Raw genomic sequence first — 17,763 nt, 5'->3', positions numbered from 1 at the left:
TCCTAATGTTTTTCTATCAATATTTTTGTGTTCACTTCATCAAAGGCTATTTCGGTGCCTTTGTCCAACCGCTCCCAAAAATTGAGGTTGGCCGTCAATGTCTCTGTTTTTATATATTCCAAGTTACTGTTGATCGCCTCTTCCACCAAACCGTCTTTCTGTACACTGATGTCAATTTTGTCCGTGACCTCCAGTCCGGAATCCTTTCTCAGGTTTTGGATCCTGTTCACCAGCTCACGGGCAATGCCCTCCTTCCTTAAGTTGCCGTTCATGGTAATGTCCAGGGCAACGGTGAGCTTCCCGGAGGTGGCCACCAACCAGCCCTCTATATCCTGGCTGCTTATTTCTACATCCTGTAACTGTAAATTAATACTTTTATTTTTCAGTGCAACGGATATTTCGTTCTCCTGTTCCAATTTTTGGATGTCTTCTTGTGAAAACTGCGCCACGGCCTGCGCAATTTCCTTCATTTCCTTACCGTATTTGGGGCCCAGCACCTTAAAATTGGGCTTTATGCGCTTTACCAATATGCCCGAAGCATCGTCCAAAAGGGTAATTTCCTTGACGTTCACTTCGGATTTTATCAGTTCCGAGACGGCCAGAATGTCTTCCCTGTCCGCGGTGCCCATTACGGGGATCATTATTTTCTGCAAGGGCTGCCTTACCTTTATCTTTTCTTTTTGGCGTATGGAGAGCACCAAGGAACTTATGCGCTGGGCCTTGTTCATACGTGTTTCCAGTTCTTTGTCCACCGTTTGTGGGTCGGGCTCTGGAAAATGGGCCAGGTGCACGCTTTCAAAGGTTTCCCTTTGGGTGGTGGCATTAAGGTCCCGGTACAGGCGGTCCATATAGAACGGGGCCAGGGGAGCGGCCAGTTTGGCAACGGTCTTCAGGCAGGTGTAAAGGGTCTGGTAGGCACTGATCTTGTCCTGTCCGTACTCGCCCTTCCAAAAACGTCTTCTGCACAAGCGCACGTACCAATTGCTAAGGTTTTCCTGTACAAAGTCAGATATGGCCCTGGTGGCCCTGGTGGGCTCGTACTCGTCGTACGCGGCATCCACCGTTGCAATGAGCGTGTTCAGTTCGGAGAGGATCCAACGATCGATCTCCGGACGTTCGCTAAGGGGCACCTCCTCCTCACGGTAGCCAAAATCGTCTACATTGGCATAGAGCGCAAAAAAGGAATAGGTGTTGTAGAGCGTTCCAAAAAACTTGCGTTTCACCTCCACAATGCCATCGGGATCAAACTTAAGGTTGTCCCAGGGGTTGGCATTGCCGATCATGTACCAACGGGTGGCGTCCGCCCCGTGTTGGTCCATGGTCTGGAACGGATCCACGGCATTGCCCAGGCGCTTGGACATTTTTTTGCCCTCCTTGTCCAGTACCAGGCCGTTGGAGACCACGTTCTTATAGGCCACGGAATCAAAGACGATGGTGGCTATGGCGTGCAGGGTGTAGAACCAGCCGCGGGTCTGATCTACCCCTTCTGCAATAAAATCTGCCGGAAAGGCCTTTCCGCCATCGATCATTTCCCTGTTTTCAAAGGGATAGTGCCATTGGGCGTAGGGCATGGAACCGCTGTCGAACCAGACATCGATAAGGTCCGCTTCGCGCCTCATGGGCTTTCCGGAAGGGGAAACCAGAACGATCTGGTCCACAATGTTCTTGTGGAGGTCTATTCTTTCGTAGTTTTGATCGGACATGTCGCCCACCACAAAATCGGCAAAAACGTCTTTCTGGAGCACTCCCGCCTCCACGGCCTTCCCCATCTCTTCCTTGAGCTGGGCCACGGACCCCACCATCATTTCCTCGGTACCGTCCTCGGTTCTCCAGATGGGCAATGGAATGCCCCAGTAGCGGGACCGGGAAAGGTTCCAATCGTTGGCATTGGCCAGCCAGTTGCCAAACCTGCCCTCTCCGGTGGCCTTGGGCTTCCAGTTGATGGTGTCGTTCAATTGGGACATGCGCTCCTTGACACCGGTCACCTTTATGAACCAGGAATCCAGCGGATAATAGAGAATGGGCTTGTCCGTGCGCCAACAGTTGGGATAGCTGTGCACGTACTTTTCCACCTTAAAGGCTTTGTTCTCTTCCTTGAGCTTAATGGCTATCTCCACATCTATGGAGCGTTCCGGGGCCTCGCCTTCCCCGTAGTACTCGTTTTTAACATATTTACCGGCCCATTCCCTCATTTCTGGCCTAAAACGTCCCTGGAGATCCACCAGGGGCACCGGAGTGCCGTGTTCGTCCAAGACCAACATGGGCGGGATCTCTGGCCGTGCCTGTTTGGCCACCAAGGCATCGTCCGCCCCAAAAGTGGGCGCCGTGTGCACAATTCCCGTGCCGTCCTCGGTGGTCACAAAATCCCCGGCAATGACCCTAAAGGCATTTTCAGCGTGGGCATAGGGCTGCGCATAATCAATGAGCTGCTCGTACACCACGCCCACCAAATCTTGGCCCGTACATTGCCCCACGACAACATAAGGGATCTTTTTGGCCCCGCCCTGATAGGCGTCCAGCGCGGCCATATCCTCCGCTTCAAAAAATTTCCCGCTAAATTGCTTGGCCACCAAATCTTTGGCCAGTACCACGTAAATGGGCTTGAAGGTGTATTGGTTAAAGGTCTTTACCAACACATAGCTGATCTTGGGGCCCACGGTCAGGGCCGTATTGGAAGGAAGGGTCCAAGGGGTGGTGGTCCACGCCAAAAAGAAAAATTCGTCCTGGGAACCATAGCGGTTCCGATCCAGTCCAAAAGCGGTGGCCAGGTCGTTCTGGGCATTGCCCTTGGCGGTGAGCGCACTTTTGAACTGGGCCGTTACGGTGGTGTCGGTGACATCTTGGTAGGTACCGGGCTGGTTGAGCTCGTGCGAACTGAGTCCCGTGCCCGCCTTGGGCGAGTAGGGCTGTATGGTGTAGCCCTTGTAAATGAGCCCCTTGTCATAGATCTGTTTCAAAAGCCACCAGACAGATTCCATGTACTTGGGGGTGTAGGTAACGTAGGGGTTCTCCATATCCACCCAATAGCCCACCTGTTCGGTCATGGCGTTCCACACATCGGTGTAGCGCATCACCGCTTTCTTACAGGCCTCATTGTAGGCCTCCACGGATATTTTGGTGCCAATGTCCTCTTTGGTGATGCCCAGCTCCTTTTCCACGCCCAGCTCAATGGGCAGCCCATGGGTGTCCCAGCCCGCCTTGCGCTTCACTTGATGGCCCTTCATGGTCTTGTACCGCGGAAAAATATCTTTTATGGTACGCGCCATGACGTGGTGTATGCCCGGCATTCCGTTGGCCGAGGGGGGGCCTTCATAGAAGACATAGCGTTCCTTGCCCTCCCGGGAGGTTACGCTCTTTTCAAAGACGTTCCCGGACTTCCAAGACTCCAATACCTCTTTGGCCACCTGGGGCAGGTCCAATCCCTTGTATGTTGCGAATTTCATGCGAAATGCTTGTGGTTCTGGCTTTAAAAGGCTGCAAAACTACTAAATTTAGCCATTATATGGGATGCTTTTGGGGAGGAAGTAACACTCCTTCCCCATTTCCCACAACCCATGGCCGGCTGGGCGCCACTAGGGTAAGGTAGCGTGCCCCGTGGCCAGGGGCGTCCCCGTTAAATTCTTCTTCCTGTCATCTGGTGGAGTCGGTTGTCCCCTCCCTCATTTTACGGGCCTTTTTTATACCAAGGACCATATGGTTTTTTTAACCTAACTTTAGACAACAAATACCGGACGTGCGCTTTTCCTTTTTTAAATTTGACAACAGTTGGGGCTCCCATGTAAAACTGTTTTTGGTTGAAAGGGAAGTGCACCCCTAAACAAACCCGTAATGAAACATCTGTATCCCATATTTCTTGTTTTATTGGCACTTTTGACGGTTCCCTGCCAAACCACGGCCCAGGATTTGGGCAACAAGGTGTCCGAGGCCAACCTGAACAACCCGGATGATGTGCTGTTGATGGCGCCCCCAAGGAACATCAACCAGAAAGCCGAGGGCAGTCCCTACATTGACGACACCTTTTCGCCCGCCCAGGTGAACAACCTGGAAAAAACCAGCCTTATGCGCTACAATGCCGCCCAAGACCTGATGGAGGTGATGCAGGACGATGGCTCTGCCATGGTACTTTCCAAAGCCATCCGGTATCGCGTGGCCTTAAAGGACGGTTCCGGAAAGGTATATGAAAACCATGTCTTTTTAGAGGATGGCGAAAAAAAGAACGGCTATTTCATACCCTTGGGCAGCGTGGGCAAAGACAAGGTGCTCTACAAAAAAGAGTTCATAAAATTTGTGAAGGGACAGCTGGCCAAGAGCAGTTTGGAGCAAGACATCCCTCCCCGTTTTGAACGGACAAAAGACCGATTTTACGTGAACGAAGGTGCCAACGGTGACCTGGTGGAACTGCCCACTTCCAAGAATGTCTTTATCAAAGCCTTTCCGGAGAAAAACCTAAAAAGTTTTTTTAAAAAGCACCGCCCCGACCTAAAATCTCCCGAGGGGCTAAAAAAAGTACTGGAACATTATTACGGACAGTGACCTCACAGGGCCTTTCCAAGAGCAACCCCATTGGGGGCCATTCGCCAAAAGGAACCGTGGCCCCAACAGGCCCCGTAAGGTGCAAAAGTGCTCCATTGGGGCAATCCTAAGGGAGATTCCAAACTAAAATTCAAGACTCCCAGAGCTTACTTTTAGGGTCAAAATGCCCATTTACAGGAAATTAAGATCTTGAAATCCACTTTTTTCAACATTTGTTAACATAAAACATCCAAAGGGCTTTAATGTGCGTATATGTCTGCGTAATATTGCACAAACACTAAAATCAATTAACACCATGAAAAAAGTAATCTTAAGTACCGTAGTAATGTTGGCCATGAGCATGTCCTTTGTTTCCTGTAGGGAGACCGCAGACAAGGCAAAAGAGGCCGGTGATGCAGCGGCCAATGCCATTGAGCAGGCCGGTGAGGCCACCGAAGGCGCCCTTGACAGCGCTGGTGAGGCCGTGAACAAAGCAAAAGAAGGCGCTGGTGAGGCCCTTGAATCTGCCAAGGAAGCTGGCGAAGGTGCCGTGGATGCCGCCAAAGAAGCTGGTGAAGGCGCCATGGATGCGGCCAAAGAGGCCGGTGAAGGTGCCATGGAGGCCGGTAAGGACGCCATGGACAAGGCCAAAGAAACTGGCAAAGACGCCATTGACGCTGCCAAAAAGGCCGGCAATGATGTAAAGGATGCCGCTGGTGATGCAGCCAACAAAGTATCTGACAAGGCCAAGGAAGTAAAGAACGCCGTAAAAAACTAAGTTCTTTTCCAATATTATGGAAAGCCCGGCAGTGCCGGGCTTTTTTTGTTATGGCCCCATTCGGGCACAGGCCAACCCCGTGGAAAGCTCCTTAAGCCCATAGCATGTATCGAACTTCAGTGAGGGGGTGCACCCCTCGCAAAAAATGAAGATTTTTGCGATCACTCTTTCAGGGATGTGCAACCGTGATGGAATTTTCGAGGCATCCCTCTGGGTTAAAAAGCGTAGTTAAGGCCCAACACCAGATTGCTGCCGGGTGCCACCAGACCAGAGGAATAGGGGCGGTAGCGCCGATCGGTAAGGTTCTCCCAAGCAAAAAGCACATCGATCCGGTCGTTCAGGGCATATTGGGCCCTCAGGTTAAGCGTGTGACAAGCCGGCGAAAAAGGACGGCCATCGGTATCTGTGGCGTAGATGAAATCCTTGGCCCGCTCGGAAAGGGCAAGATCGTTGAAGGCCACCTCAGCATTATAGTTAAAAAAAAGGTTGGCCCTCCATTTGTTCTTCTTCCACACCAAGTGCACATCTCCAAAAGTTGGCGGAGCGTGCCTTGCCGGGGTTTGCTCGCCATTCTCCTCTTCCTCTACCCCGGTGGTCAAGGTAAGGTTGGTGACAAAGCTCCAATGCCTACCAAAAAAAAGCTCCAGGCCAAACTCAAACCCATAGACATACGCATTGGCGGCATTCTGTATGGCCTGCACCCTGCTCATTTCGCCCCCAAAAAGCAGCACTTCGTTTCCGTTCAGGGCAAAGTTCCTTCGCACAAGGGCATCCTTTAAATAGGTATAGTAGGCCGCCCCGGAAAACACCGCGGCATCGCCAAAATTCTTTCGTACCCCCACTTCCACGTTATGGGCATACTCCGGTCTTAAATTGGGGTTGGGCACCACCACGGCCCCCGGCTCGGAGTCAAAGACCTTACCGATGTCGTCAATATTGGGTGCCCTGAAGCCCGTGGAGAGGTTGGCCGTGAGCTGTAGGTCTTTCTTGGGAAACCAACTGGTTCCGAGACTTCCCGTGAAGGCCCCGGTACCCAAACGGGATTCCGTGAACGGAAAATTGAAAAAACGGGTGTCAAAAACGGCCCGGGACCAAATGTGGTTGTACCGTAGCCCCCCCAATAGCGACAGGTTGGGCCTGGCCCCATATTCTCCCTGTACATAAGCAGCAAGGCTCTGCCATGTGGCGCCATCGGGATAACGGGAAGGGGCGGCCACGGAAACCTGGGTTTCCAGGTTCCGCTCCCGTCCTTCGCTCTTTACTTTGTTGTGGATGTACTCCGCCCCGTAATACAGTTTAAGGTTGCCGTAACTCTGGTGTTCCAGGTCCAGATTTACATTGTACGCATCCACCGCTTCTTGGGTGGCGTACAGCCACGGACTCCCAAAATCCCGGCTGTTCCTGCTTTCCTGAAAGTTTTGGTAGGCCGTGGTTACCCTTAGGCGGTCATAGAGCCTTCCGTTTCCTTTTTGGTTCACCTGCATGTTGCCCATGAACCATTTCTGGGGTCCGTAATACCATGCTGCCGACCGCAGCCCAAAACCAGATGCGACGGGCCTGACCAAACGATCGTACCTGCCAAAATCCGAAGTCTCTGAATAGTAAAGCCCCAACTGGGCATCCCAAGTGGAATTGGGCCTGTAGCGTACTTTCTGATTCAGGTTAAGCTGATCGTAGGCCGTGCCCACTTGTTGCCTGGGCCGCTTGTTGCGCACCAAAAAATCCCCATCCCCGATACGTTTGGCAAACACCTCCCGTAGATAGGCATCCGGCCCGTGGCGGCCCATTCTCAGATCCTGGAAATCATTGCGGGTAAGGCTGGTGAGGGAAGCCCACTTTTTCCCGCCCAGATTCAGGGAGGCGTGCAGGGTGTTCTCACGGTTGGCCGAGGCGAACCGGTAATGGGCATTGCCCCTGACCTCTACACTGTCCGTTCTGGAAAAAAGCGGTTCCTTGGTGTAAAAATTCATCACCCCGCCAATGGCATCGCTTCCGTAGATCACGGATCCGGGACCAAAGATGACCTCGGTGTTCCTTATGGTAAAGGGATCAATGGAAATGACGTTCTGTATGTTGCCGCCCCTGAAGATGGCATTGTTCATGCGCACCCCGTCCACGGAAAGCACCAAGCGGTTGGTGGCAAAACCCCGTATCATTGGGCTACCGCCTCCCAGCTGACTCTTTTGCACAAATACCTTGCCGCTCTGTTGCAGCAGATCTGCCGCGGTCTGTGGGGCGCCGGAGGCAATGGTCCTTGCATTTAGGGAGAGCACTTTGTTGGGCACATTCTTTTTCTGCTGTTCCCATTTGCTCACGGACAGCACCACTTCCTGGAGCTGGTGGGGGCGCATGACCATGAACACCTTAAACCCCATTTTCGCGATCTGTTCCTTGGAGAGACGCCTGGTCTCATAGCCCATGTGCTTAAAGAAAAGGGCTTCATCCCCGTTGAACTGGTCCAGGGAAAAGGCCCCGTCAAAATCGCTCATGGCCAGTTTGGTGTTGTCCTCGTTAAAAATGGCCATGCCCACAATGGGGGAACGGGAATCGGCGTCCAAAACCACCGCCATTTGCGGGTACAGCACCCCCATCACCATAAAAGACAACAAACACGTAAAACTGCGCATACTAATGGAAAACATCATGTAAGACCCCCAGGGAGCGTGGCTTTTTAAACCCTTGCAGGTGCAGCTCAAAATAGTTGATCATCTGCAACAGCAGTTCTTGCCGTTCCGTCCTGTTCATCTTAATGCTGTCCAAGGCCTCAAAAGGTGTGCCCAAAAAGCGTTTAAAGTGTTGCAACACCTGGCCCTGAAGGAGAGGGTTTAAGGTGGGCGAGGCCACAAAACCGCCCTCCAATAGGTCAAAATAGGCCCATTCCCTGTTTTTTGCATCGGGATAGAAGCCCAGATACTTGGTCAAGGTGAGCAAAAAGGCGATGTGGAAATTGGCTGTTTTGCTTTCCCCGTCAAACCACTGGAGGGCGGTCTCCAAGTATTGAAAAAGTGCGGGGTTGGCCTCTTCTTCATGAATGCTGTTTCGCAGCATTTCGGCCAAAAAGAGGGTCAGGGCATTTTTGGCCATGTCCGTGTGCAGGGTCTGGTAGTGATAGTGTACCCTGGCCTCACGGATACGCTGTAAATTGGCATTGTTGCGGTGGTTGGCCACCAGTTCCAGTTGTGCCAGGGGCTGGAAATAAGCCGGTTTCACCTTGCCTTTTTTGGCAGTGAGCACCCCTTGGAGCAAATAGGACATGACCCCGTGCGTGGCGGTAAATGCCTTGACCACCAAACTGGTGTCGCCGTATTTCAGGGCACTGAACACTATGGCTTTTGTGGTTACCTGCATTTCATTGCACCTTCTGATGGCCCCAAGGGGGCTTCATTCAACTTTGGGAACAGCGTTTGTCGGTGAACATGCCCGGGCGGTAAAAAAGCAATGGGAGAAACCTTGGCCCGGCCAATGGCTAGATGACCCCTTGGGCCAGCATGGCATCGGCCACTTTGACAAATCCGGCGATATTGGCTCCTTTTACATAATTGCAATACCCGTCCTCTTCCATTCCGTAGGCAACGCAAGATTGGTGTATGTCTTCCATGATGTCCTTTAAGCGCTTGTCCACCTCTTCCCTGGACCAGCTGATCCTGAGCGAGTTCTGGGACATTTCCAGCCCGGAAGTGGCCACGCCGCCAGCATTGGATGCCTTACCGGGCGCAAACAAGATCTTGGCTTCCTGAAAGGTATGGATGGCCTCTGGGGTCGAGGGCATGTTGGCGCCCTCGGCCACGCAGATGCAGCCGTTCTTTACCAGCGCTTGGGCATCTTCCCCACTGAGTTCGTTTTGGGTGGCACAGGGCATGGCCACGTCACAGGGCACCTGCCATGGGGTTTTCCCCTGGTGGTACTCCGAAGCGGGGTACTTTTCCACGTACTCGGACACCCGGCCCCTTCTGTTGTTCTTTAGGTCCATAACATAGGCCAGTTTGTCGGCATCAATGCCATCTTTGTCATAAATGTATCCCCCTGAGTCGGACAACGTCAATACCTTGCCGCCCAACTGCAAGACCTTTTCCGCAGCGTACTGGGCCACGTTCCCCGATCCGGAAACGACCACCTTCTTGCCCTTTAGGGAATCTTTTCGGGTGCGCAGCATGCTCTCTGCAAAATAGACATTGCCGTAACCGGTGGCTTCTGGCCTGATCAAAGACCCGCCCCAGGAGAGTCCCTTTCCAGTGAGCACACCGGTGAACTCGTTCTTCATTTTCTTGTACATGCCAAATAGGTACCCGATCTCACGGGCGCCCACCCCTATGTCTCCCGCGGGCACATCGGTATTGGGCCCAATGTGCCGGCACAGTTCGGCCATGAAGGCATGGCAAAAACGCATCACCTCGGCATCCGACTTGCCCTTGGGGTCAAAATCCGATCCGCCCTTGCCCCCGCCCATGGGCAAGGTGGTGAGGCTATTTTTAAACACCTGCTCAAAGGCAAGGAACTTGAGCACACTGGCGTTTACGGTGGGATGAAACCTGAGACCGCCCTTGTAAGGCCCAATGGCCGAGTTCATCTGTATGCGGTAGCCCCGGTTCACGTGTATTTCGCCATCGTCATCCAACCAGGACACCCTAAAGCTAATGAGCCGCTCGGGCTCCACCATGCGCAACAAAAGGTTCTTGCCGTAGTAAATATCGTGTTGTGCAATGTAGGGGATAACGGTCTCCGCAACTTCCTGCACGGCTTGGATGAATTCTGGTTCGTGACCGTTTCTGTCCCTCACCTCATCCATGAATCCCTTGATGATCTCATCCATATACATTAAAAGCTAAAAGGGTTATGTAATTTTTAAGAATTGGATAAAATTATGGCATTAAAACAAAAAGTGGGCCTTTTTTCAAAAAAAATCCCATTATGGGGCTTGCGGCACCGTCTTCCCGCACAAGCCCCGGCCCCTTGGCTACAGGGCACGGTCCAGGTCTTCGATGAGATCGTTCACGTCCTCTATGCCCACGCTGAGCCGTACAAGGCCCTCGGTGACCCCCAGGCGCTCCCTGGTTTTCTTGGGAATGCTGGCGTGGGTCATGGTGGCGGGGTGTCCGGCCAGGCTCTCCACGCCCCCAAGGGACTCTGCCAGGGTAAAGACGCGCAAGCGCTCCAAAAAACCCAAGGCAGCGGCACGGCCCCCACGCTTGGGCAAGAAAGAGAGCATGCCCCCAAAACCGCCCATCTGCTGCTTGGCAATATGGTGGTTGGGGTGCTGTGGCAGTCCGGGCCAGTACACTTTTTCAATGGCCCTGTGCCCTTGTAAAAAGTGTGCAATGGCCTCCGCATTCTGGCAATGCCGCTCCATTCTCACGTGCAGGGTCTTTATGCCCCTCAGTGCCAAAAAACTGTCCATGGGGCCACAGATGGCGCCACTGGCGTTCTGTATAAAATACAGTTGATCTGCCAGGTTCCCGTCCTTCACCACCAGGGCTCCGGCCACCAGGTCACTGTGCCCGCCCAGGTACTTGGTGGCGGAGTGCATCACAATATCCGCCCCCAGTTCCAGGGGCCGTTGCAAGTAGGGCGTGGCAAAGGTATTGTCCACCGCCATTAAAAGACCGTGTTCCCCGGCCAACCGGGCAAGTCCCTTAAGGTCCAAGATGTTCATCATGGGGTTGGTGGGCGTCTCGATCCAGAGCATCTTGGTGTTCTCGCCAATGTGTTGCGCCACCTGATCCAGATCTTGCATGTCCATAAAATGGAACACAATGCCGTACTTTTCAAAAATCTGTGTGAACAGGCGGTAACTTCCGCCATAGAGGTCGTTGGTGCAGATCACCCCATCTCCCGGCCGCAAGAGCTTCATGACGGCGTCCACAGCCGCAAGGCCACTGCCAAAGGCCAAGCCGTGCGCACCGCCCTCCAGGCTGGCCACGGCCTTCTCCAGGGCGCTACGGGTGGGGTTGGCACTGCGCGAGTAGGCATAGCCCAGGTGTTCCCCGGGACTGCGCTGTGCGTAAGTGGATGTTTGGTAAATGGGCGGCATCACCGCCCCGTAGCCCTTATCCGGGGCCTGACCACCGTGAATGGTCTTGCTGTTGAACCTCAGTTCCTGTTCTTCCATCTTTCCCGTTCGTTACACCCACAAATGTATTGAAGTCGTTTAAACTTTTTCTTTTAAGCGAAAAGTTTAAACCATGTCCTTGTTATCTTCCCGGCAAAGCTACGAAGTGTTATTTTTGTGTTTTTTGTTGAAAAGCTTTTTACGGACCTCGTTTTCCGCCGGAAGCTTGGAAGAAATTTACGGCAGCACCCTTTTAACGCCCAAGTTATGCGCCCATACCTCTATTTTGTGCCCATGCTGATGCTCCTCTTGGGGTGCGCCTCGGAAAAGGCACTGACCTTTGAGCCCCTCCTCATTGAAAAAAAGACCTGTACGGACTGTTCCGAAGTGGCCATACAGATTCCAAGGGCCGTGGGGAAGACCAGATTGGTGAACACCATCAATACGGCATTGACGGAAACCATCATTTCCATGTTACATTTTGATGACAGCCTCGCAGTGACCGATCTGGAGAGTGCCGCCCAGTCCTTCTTGGAGGGGCAGCGCCAACTGGAGACCAAGATCATGCAAACGGCCATGCCCTGGGAAGCCAGCATTGAGGGCAACCTGGCCTATGAGGACGCCAGGGTAATGACCATACAGCTAAACACCTACATCTACACCGGCGGCGCGCACGGCTACGGAGAGGTGATCTTTATGAACTTTGACAAAGAAAAGGAGGTGGAACTGGAGCCTGCCGACCTCATCTCGGACCTCCCGGGTTTTACGGCCTTTGTGGAGCAAAGATTCCGGGCGCAACAACAGATAGCCCCCGATGCCCCCATTAACAGCACGGGGCTGATGTTTGAAAACAATGTCTTTCGTTTGCCGCAGAACATGGGCTTTACGGAAGAGGGGCTACAATTGTACTACGCCCCTTATGAAATTGCCGCGTTTGCAGACGGGCCCATTGTGCTTACCCTTCCCCTGGAAGTGTGCCTGCCCTATTTGTCCATAGGCGCCGCGTCCTAAATTCCCAAGGCCTTGCGCAAGGCCAAAATACTGCCCAAGTGCAGGCCTTCATGGAACAGGTTGAAGCACACGGCATCCTCCACAGAGGTCAGGGTAACCCTTGCACTGGTGGTATAGGGCGTGAAATGGGTAAATTGTCCTTTGGCCAGACCGGTCTCGGTCCAGTCCAAGGTGGTGAGCAAAAGCTCCCTTACGTTTTCAATCTCTTCAGAAGACACCTCCTGCTGCGGAAATGTCCCTTTTTTATAGCGCTCCACCAAAGCACTGGACACCTGCATGGGCAATCCACTGAGCTTATGGACCAACAGCTGTTGGGTAACCACGGTATGGGCCACGTTCCACCAGATGTTGTTGTTGTAGCCCTTGGGCACTTTATGGAGCATGGCCTGATCGGTATGGTCCAAAACGTTTAGAAGATTCTTTCGGTGCTGTCGGGTAAATTCCAGTATGTTTTTCAAGGAAAAAGGGTGTTGGTTGGCCATCAAAAATAGGGTAATTACCGGGAATTGGGTTTCTTTGTGCCCTAAAGTATGTTCAATGATGAAAAAAATCTACCACCTGGGCAGTTGCAACACCTGCCAAAGGATCCTAAAGGAACTGGAGCCCCTGGACGACTTTGAGCTGCAGGACATAAAAACCAATGCACTTACCCCCGAACAGTTAGAGGGCATGCGGGCCTTGACAACGGGTTATGAAGCACTGTTCAGCAAACGGGCCAGGCTCTTTCGCGAACGCAACATGCACCAAAGGGAACTTACCGACACCGATTACAAAAACGCCATTTTGGACCACTACACCTTTTTAAAGAGACCGGTGTTGGTGCTCAACGATCGGATTTTTATTGGCAACAGCAAGAAGGAGGTGGCTGCGGCCAAAGCGGCCATACATCCGTGAGCAAGCGCACCCTGGCCATTGCCGCCGCCCTAGGGGCCACCACCATCTACGGCCTTAACCACACCATTGCCAAAGGGGCCATGCCCCATTATGTACAGCCCTACGGTTTTATCATGGTCAGGGTCATTGGGGCGGCCCTGCTCTTTTGGGCCATATCTTTCCTTGGCCCCAAGGAACGGATCGCCAAAAAAGATTACCTGCGCATCTTGCTCTGTGCCTTCCTTGGCATGGGGCTCAACATGTTGGCCTTTTTTAAGGGCTTGGACCTCTCCACGCCCATAAACAGTGCGGTGCTCATTACCATTACCCCCATTATCGTGGTGCTGCTCTCCGCCGTTCTCATCAAGGAACGCATTGGGCCACGGAAATTCACCGGTGTTACCATAGGCCTACTCGGAGCTGTGGGCCTCATTGTTTTCGGTGCCGAACAACGGGTGGACGCCCCCAACGTGCCCTTGGGCAACCTCTACATTTTTGCCAATTCCATCTTCTATGGCAGTTACCTCATTGTGGTCAAGACCCTCACGGACAAATACCACCCCTTTACTTTTATGAAGTGGCTGTTTTCCCTGGGCATTCTGATCTGCCTACCCTTTGGGTATGGTGAATTTGTGCAGATCAACTGGCCCGCGCTGCCCTTTGATGCCCTGTGGCGCATTGTTTTTGTGGTGGTGGGCACCACCTTTCTCACCTACCTCTTCAATGTTTTTGCCCTTTCCCAGTTACGGGCCTCCACCCTGAGCGCCTTTGTCTATGTACAGCCCCTGATCGGGATGGTCTTTGCCGTGCTCAGCGGACAGGATACCCTTGGCACGGTAAAAATGGTGGCCGCGGGGCTGGTGTTGTTGGGGGTGTACCTGGCCAGCCGAAAGCCCAGAATGGGGCGGCGGCACAGCTAAGATGTTGCCTTTGTTTTTTCTGGGGATGGTATCTTGTTGATGGACCCCTAAACATACAAAGATGCCATTGTTGGTTTTGATGCAAGTGCTTTTCCCCATCCCATCTTTTCAACCAGTTTCAATGCTATCTTCCAAGTCCCGACCCCCTGAGTTGCATCATCCTTGGAGGCGATTTTTTTACTATGCATGCATAATACTTCAAAAAAATACCCTAGCTTTGGATTTCAGCAATCCATCCCCCCTAAACAAACAGACCCTATGGACACCAAGCCCCAATTCATAAACGAACTATCCCTTCCGGCCATTGCCGCCCCCATGTTCCTGATCTCAGGGCCCCAATTGGTCATTGAGTGCTGCAAGAACGGCATTGTGGGCAGCTTTCCCGCATTGAACCAACGCACCAGCGAAGGTTTTGAGGCCTGGTTGATCGAGATAAAGACCGCCCTGTCCAATTTTGAAAAGGAAACCGGACAAAAGGCGGCGCCATTTGGGGTAAACCTCATTGTGCACCCCACCAACCCCAGGCTGGAGGCCGATGTGAAACTGTGCGTAAAGCACCAAGTGCCCATTGTCATTACCTCCCTGGGGGCCGTGTCCATGGTGGTGGATGCCATTCACAGTTATGGCGGACTGGTGTTTCACGATATCATTAAGAAAAGGCATGCCGAAAAAGCTGCGGAAGCCGGCGTGGACGGCCTGATCCTTGTGGCCGCGGGAGCCGGTGGGCACGCGGGCACCATAAACCCAATGACCTTGGTGGCAGAGATAAAAGCCTTTTTTCACAAGACCATTATCCTTTCTGGATGCATCAGCACGGGGCAGGACATAGCCTCTGCCATGCAGATGGGGGCCGATCTGGCCTATATGGGCACCCGGTTCATAAATACCGATGAGAGCAAGGCCACCCAGGAATACAAGGACATGATCATTGAGGCCGGGGCCAGTGACGTGGTCTATACCGCCGCCATTTCTGGCGTGCACGCCAACTTTCTGGGTGCCAGCCTAAAGGCGGCGGGCATCACAGAGGAAGACCTTAAAAAAGACACCAAGATCGACTTTGGAAAGGAATTGGACACCGAGGCCAAGGCGTGGAAGACCATTTGGTCTGCCGGTCAGGGATCGGCCCTGATCCATGACACCCTGCCCGTGGCCCAGCTGGTGCAATCGCTCAAGACGGAGTTTAAGCAGGCCGTGACCCGGCAGGCCCAGCTCTTGGAAACCTATCCCAAATAAACGGGCCACCCTCCTAAGGCCTTTTCTTCAACCTGAAAACCTCGGCCTTGTCCACTGTGATAGGGGGGGCATAATGACTTTTTAAACGTGCATTGATGTACGCGTTCTCGGCCACGAGCTCAGGATCGAAGATAGAGCGGTTCTTACGGATCACCACGGTGTTGGGCACCACCACCTCCATGATGTGCCGCAACTCTTCCATAGCGGTCTTTCTGGGGTTGTCATAGGCCGCGAACATTTCCGGTTTGCCAATGTTGCTGGGGTGCGTGGCGGCTTTGGTGGGCGGGTTTTCCCCCAACACCCAATACCCTATGTGGTAGCCCAAAAAAAGGATGTTCTCACTATCCAATCCGTTGCTTTGGAGGTAGTTGGGAACGGTGATGCCCTCACCGTTGTAAAAGCTGCCGCGTTCCAGTTTGTGCTTGGCAATGTTAACGTACTCCAGATAACTCTCCATGGGCACCAACAACAACAACCACCAATACGCCCTTTTCATGACAAAGGTCTTAAAAAAAGGCATTTGGCCCACCACGGCACCCACCAGGACCAACAGCACGGGGTACAGCTGTATCAAATAATGACTGTTGATGCGCCCTCCCTTGAAAAAAGAGTACATGACGCCGATCAAGGCCACCAGTAACAACTGGATACTGGGGTTCTTGACATCCAACCACTTTTTGCGCCAGGCCAAATAGAAGAACCCGGACAGGGAAAGGAACCAGGGCAACATGTTGAGAACGGAGGCCCGCCTCGCGGAGGCATAGTCCAACGGCGCCTGGACCACGGATTTCCACCAAAGGGCCTGGAGCCCCTCCAAATAATAGGGCAGGCAAGTGAGGGCAATGACCAAAAGGATAGCGCATCCGTACGCCAGAATGCCCGCCAAATTCTTGGCCAAGCGTTTTTCCAACGCAAACCGATAGATCAAATAAAGGCCCAGGAACAGCACCGTGTAGGCCATGTTCAGCTTTACCATCAAGGAGATGCCCATGAACAGTCCGGCCAGGGCCAGCCAGGGCCAGGTCTTTCTGGTAACCATAATGTAGATGGCCGGAACCAAGAAGACCATGCCCACATGCTCTGACATGACCCCCTGAATGCTCCCGAACAAGCTCTGCAGTGCCACACAGGCCACGCCCAGGACCAAGGCCGTTCTTTTGGAAGCTACCTTTGTGCCCAATTTATAGGTGAAGAAAGCGGTAGTGGCCACCAGCAGGGCGCCCACGGCTCTGATGGCAAAAAAACTCTTGCCAAAAACGGAGATGATGCCCGCAAAGAAAAAGAAGAGCAAGGGCGGTTTAATGTCCCAAAGTTCGGTATAGGGCAAATGGCCGTCCACCCAAGATTGTCCCACAAGGATAAAAGTGCTCTCATCCCGATCTACATAGTCCCTAAAGAAAAAGGGCAACCGGAACAGGAAGGAAATCAGCAGCAGCAGCAAGAAAATGGCCCTGTTGCCAAATCGGTCCTGTAAACGCCAGATAAAAGAAGTGCTCTTTTCCATTACTCGTCGGGGGCATTGGTGTCTTCGGCCGGGTGCGGACCAACAACTTGGGCATAGTTGGCCCGGTGCGTTTTTCTGATCGCGTACAGATCGTACCACAGTCGGAACACATAGGTCATTTTTACCTTGGACTCCCCTTTGTCCACCCATCTCCTCACCGGAATCTCATCCATGACCTCCAAGGCCCTTTCCTTGCCGTGGGCGCACAGCAATCGGCTGAACAGCTCCACATCAAACAACCATTTTGAAATAAAGGCCTCCTTGAACAGTATCGGTACCGTGCCCGCACCAAACACTTTGCACCCACACTGGGTATCGTACACCTTGATGTCCAGGATATTGGAAATAAAGGTGGCAATGACGCGCCCGAACAAAAATCGGGAAAACTTGCGCTCCACCACGGAGCCCACCTTTAAAATGCGGGAAGCGAACACGAATTGCTTTTCTCCTTGCAAATGATGGAGCAGGGAACGGCACTCGGTCAGGGACACGGCAAAATCGGCATCCAGATAGGCGTAGTTGTGGGCGAGCCGCTGTTCTGAACAGTGCAGCACCCCTTTGCGCACCGAAGCCGCCTTCCCCAGGTTTTTGGCATTGCTTAGCGCCTGGACCCTGTTGGGATAGGCCGTGCAAAGGGCCTCCAAATGCGTTGCGGTGCCATCGTTGGAAGCATCGTCCACAAAGCAGATGGCCGTGTCCGTGTTCACGTCCAAAAACTCGCTGATGTGCGAGACCTCCAACCTGTCATATTCATTGTAACAGGGAATGACAATGGCCAGATGATAGCTATCCATTTATAAAAAATAAGAGCAATAACGCCCAGTAGCCCTTACAAAGGACCCCAGGCCAAAAGGCAAAGCACCAAGGAGCCCCATTGCGGTTCCCG

At 52.9% G+C, this 17,763-nt stretch carries 14 protein-coding genes; 6 read left to right on the top strand and 8 right to left on the bottom strand.

The features are described from left to right. Positions 1–2 precede the first annotated feature (2 nt). Positions 3–3,443: an isoleucine--tRNA ligase gene (gene ileS / locus ACKWCC_RS04045; RefSeq protein WP_413994624.1), complete on the bottom strand. Its 3,441-nt coding sequence runs from the start codon at positions 3,441–3,443 to the stop codon at positions 3–5. A gap of 385 nt (positions 3,444–3,828) precedes the next feature. Between ileS and ACKWCC_RS04040 the strand changes: the two genes are divergently transcribed. Both ACKWCC_RS04040 and ACKWCC_RS04035 read left to right on the top strand, forming a co-directional pair. Then, positions 3,829–4,533: a hypothetical protein gene (locus ACKWCC_RS04040; protein WP_413994623.1), complete on the top strand. Its 705-nt coding sequence runs from the start codon at positions 3,829–3,831 to the stop codon at positions 4,531–4,533. A 295-nt stretch (positions 4,534–4,828) separates the two neighbouring features. After that, complete coding sequence (locus ACKWCC_RS04035) at positions 4,829–5,290, top strand: hypothetical protein (protein WP_413994622.1); 462 nt, start codon at positions 4,829–4,831, stop codon at positions 5,288–5,290. A gap of 215 nt (positions 5,291–5,505) precedes the next feature. Here the strand turns inward: ACKWCC_RS04035 and ACKWCC_RS04030 are convergent, their stop codons facing one another. The 4 genes from ACKWCC_RS04030 to ACKWCC_RS04015 form a co-directional block, all read right to left on the bottom strand. Beyond that, complete coding sequence (locus tag ACKWCC_RS04030; protein WP_413994621.1) at positions 5,506–7,932, bottom strand: TonB-dependent receptor; 2,427 nt, start codon at positions 7,930–7,932, stop codon at positions 5,506–5,508. After that, positions 7,919–8,638, bottom strand: a complete 720-nt coding sequence (gene recO / locus ACKWCC_RS04025) for a DNA repair protein RecO (protein WP_413994620.1) — start codon at positions 8,636–8,638, stop codon at positions 7,919–7,921. Before recO ends, ACKWCC_RS04030 begins: the two co-directional genes overlap by 14 nt. A gap of 118 nt (positions 8,639–8,756) precedes the next feature. Then, on the bottom strand, positions 8,757–10,100 hold the full coding sequence (gene gdhA, locus ACKWCC_RS04020; RefSeq protein ID WP_413994619.1) for an NADP-specific glutamate dehydrogenase: 1,344 nt from the start codon (positions 10,098–10,100) through the stop codon (positions 8,757–8,759). Between the two features lie 144 nt (positions 10,101–10,244). Continuing rightward, positions 10,245–11,396 (bottom strand): cystathionine gamma-synthase, encoded by a 1,152-nt coding sequence (locus ACKWCC_RS04015; protein ID WP_413994618.1) that lies wholly within the window; start codon positions 11,394–11,396, stop codon positions 10,245–10,247. 207 nt (positions 11,397–11,603) lie between these two features. Here ACKWCC_RS04015 and ACKWCC_RS04010 point away from each other — a divergent pair, with 207 nt between their 5' ends. Next, positions 11,604–12,347, top strand: coding sequence for a DUF3298 and DUF4163 domain-containing protein (locus ACKWCC_RS04010; RefSeq protein WP_413994617.1), 744 nt, complete (start codon positions 11,604–11,606; stop codon positions 12,345–12,347). Here ACKWCC_RS04010 and ACKWCC_RS04005 read toward each other — a convergent pair. Next, positions 12,344–12,805, bottom strand: coding sequence for a DinB family protein (locus tag ACKWCC_RS04005; RefSeq protein ID WP_413994616.1), 462 nt, complete (start codon positions 12,803–12,805; stop codon positions 12,344–12,346). The genes ACKWCC_RS04010 and ACKWCC_RS04005 overlap by 4 nt on opposite strands. Positions 12,806–12,887: 82 nt before the next feature. Here ACKWCC_RS04005 and ACKWCC_RS04000 point away from each other — a divergent pair, with 82 nt between their 5' ends. From ACKWCC_RS04000 to ACKWCC_RS03990, 3 genes are all read left to right on the top strand, one after another. Further along, on the top strand, positions 12,888–13,241 hold the full coding sequence (locus tag ACKWCC_RS04000) for an arsenate reductase family protein (protein WP_413994781.1): 354 nt from the start codon (positions 12,888–12,890) through the stop codon (positions 13,239–13,241). After that, the gene (locus tag ACKWCC_RS03995; protein ID WP_413994615.1) at positions 13,238–14,140 is read left to right on the top strand and encodes a DMT family transporter; all 903 of its coding nucleotides are present in this window, start codon (positions 13,238–13,240) and stop codon (positions 14,138–14,140) included. The genes ACKWCC_RS04000 and ACKWCC_RS03995 overlap by 4 nt, the downstream gene beginning before the upstream one ends. A gap of 258 nt (positions 14,141–14,398) precedes the next feature. Beyond that, positions 14,399–15,373, top strand: a complete 975-nt coding sequence (locus ACKWCC_RS03990) for an NAD(P)H-dependent flavin oxidoreductase (protein WP_413994614.1) — start codon at positions 14,399–14,401, stop codon at positions 15,371–15,373. A gap of 13 nt (positions 15,374–15,386) precedes the next feature. On the opposite strand, the gene ACKWCC_RS03985 is transcribed toward ACKWCC_RS03990, so the two are convergent. Together ACKWCC_RS03985 and ACKWCC_RS03980 are read right to left on the bottom strand one after the other, a co-directional pair. After that, positions 15,387–16,877, bottom strand: a complete 1,491-nt coding sequence (locus ACKWCC_RS03985) for an ArnT family glycosyltransferase (RefSeq protein WP_413994613.1) — start codon at positions 16,875–16,877, stop codon at positions 15,387–15,389. Next, entirely contained in the window at positions 16,877–17,671 is a 795-nt protein-coding gene (locus tag ACKWCC_RS03980; protein ID WP_413994612.1) for a glycosyltransferase, read from the bottom strand. The genes ACKWCC_RS03985 and ACKWCC_RS03980 overlap by 1 nt, the downstream gene beginning before the upstream one ends. Positions 17,672–17,763 lie beyond the last annotated feature (92 nt).

This window comes from Maribacter aquimarinus, assembly GCF_047345505.1.
GTDB lineage: Bacteria > Bacteroidota > Bacteroidia > Flavobacteriales > Flavobacteriaceae > Maribacter.
This window is presented reverse-complemented; position numbering and strand designations above follow the sequence as displayed.

What these genes read in the sequence shown, in the direction of transcription:
- ileS (WP_413994624.1), bottom strand. Translation starts at nt 3,443, where the DNA reads ATGAAATTCGCAACATACAAGGGATTGGACCTGCCCCAGGTGGCCAAA.
- ACKWCC_RS04040 (WP_413994623.1), top strand. Translation starts at nt 3,829, where the DNA reads ATGAAACATCTGTATCCCATATTTCTTGTTTTATTGGCACTTTTGACG.
- ACKWCC_RS04035 (WP_413994622.1), top strand. Translation starts at nt 4,829, where the DNA reads ATGAAAAAAGTAATCTTAAGTACCGTAGTAATGTTGGCCATGAGCATG.
- ACKWCC_RS04030 (WP_413994621.1), bottom strand. Translation starts at nt 7,932, where the DNA reads ATGTTTTCCATTAGTATGCGCAGTTTTACGTGTTTGTTGTCTTTTATG.
- recO (WP_413994620.1), bottom strand. Translation starts at nt 8,638, where the DNA reads ATGCAGGTAACCACAAAAGCCATAGTGTTCAGTGCCCTGAAATACGGC.
- gdhA (WP_413994619.1), bottom strand. Translation starts at nt 10,100, where the DNA reads ATGGATGAGATCATCAAGGGATTCATGGATGAGGTGAGGGACAGAAAC.
- ACKWCC_RS04015 (WP_413994618.1), bottom strand. Translation starts at nt 11,396, where the DNA reads ATGGAAGAACAGGAACTGAGGTTCAACAGCAAGACCATTCACGGTGGT.
- ACKWCC_RS04010 (WP_413994617.1), top strand. Translation starts at nt 11,604, where the DNA reads ATGCGCCCATACCTCTATTTTGTGCCCATGCTGATGCTCCTCTTGGGG.
- ACKWCC_RS04000 (WP_413994781.1), top strand. Translation starts at nt 12,888, where the DNA reads ATGAAAAAAATCTACCACCTGGGCAGTTGCAACACCTGCCAAAGGATC.
- ACKWCC_RS03990 (WP_413994614.1), top strand. Translation starts at nt 14,399, where the DNA reads ATGGACACCAAGCCCCAATTCATAAACGAACTATCCCTTCCGGCCATT.
- ACKWCC_RS03985 (WP_413994613.1), bottom strand. Translation starts at nt 16,877, where the DNA reads ATGGAAAAGAGCACTTCTTTTATCTGGCGTTTACAGGACCGATTTGGC.
- ACKWCC_RS03980 (WP_413994612.1), bottom strand. Translation starts at nt 17,671, where the DNA reads ATGGATAGCTATCATCTGGCCATTGTCATTCCCTGTTACAATGAATAT.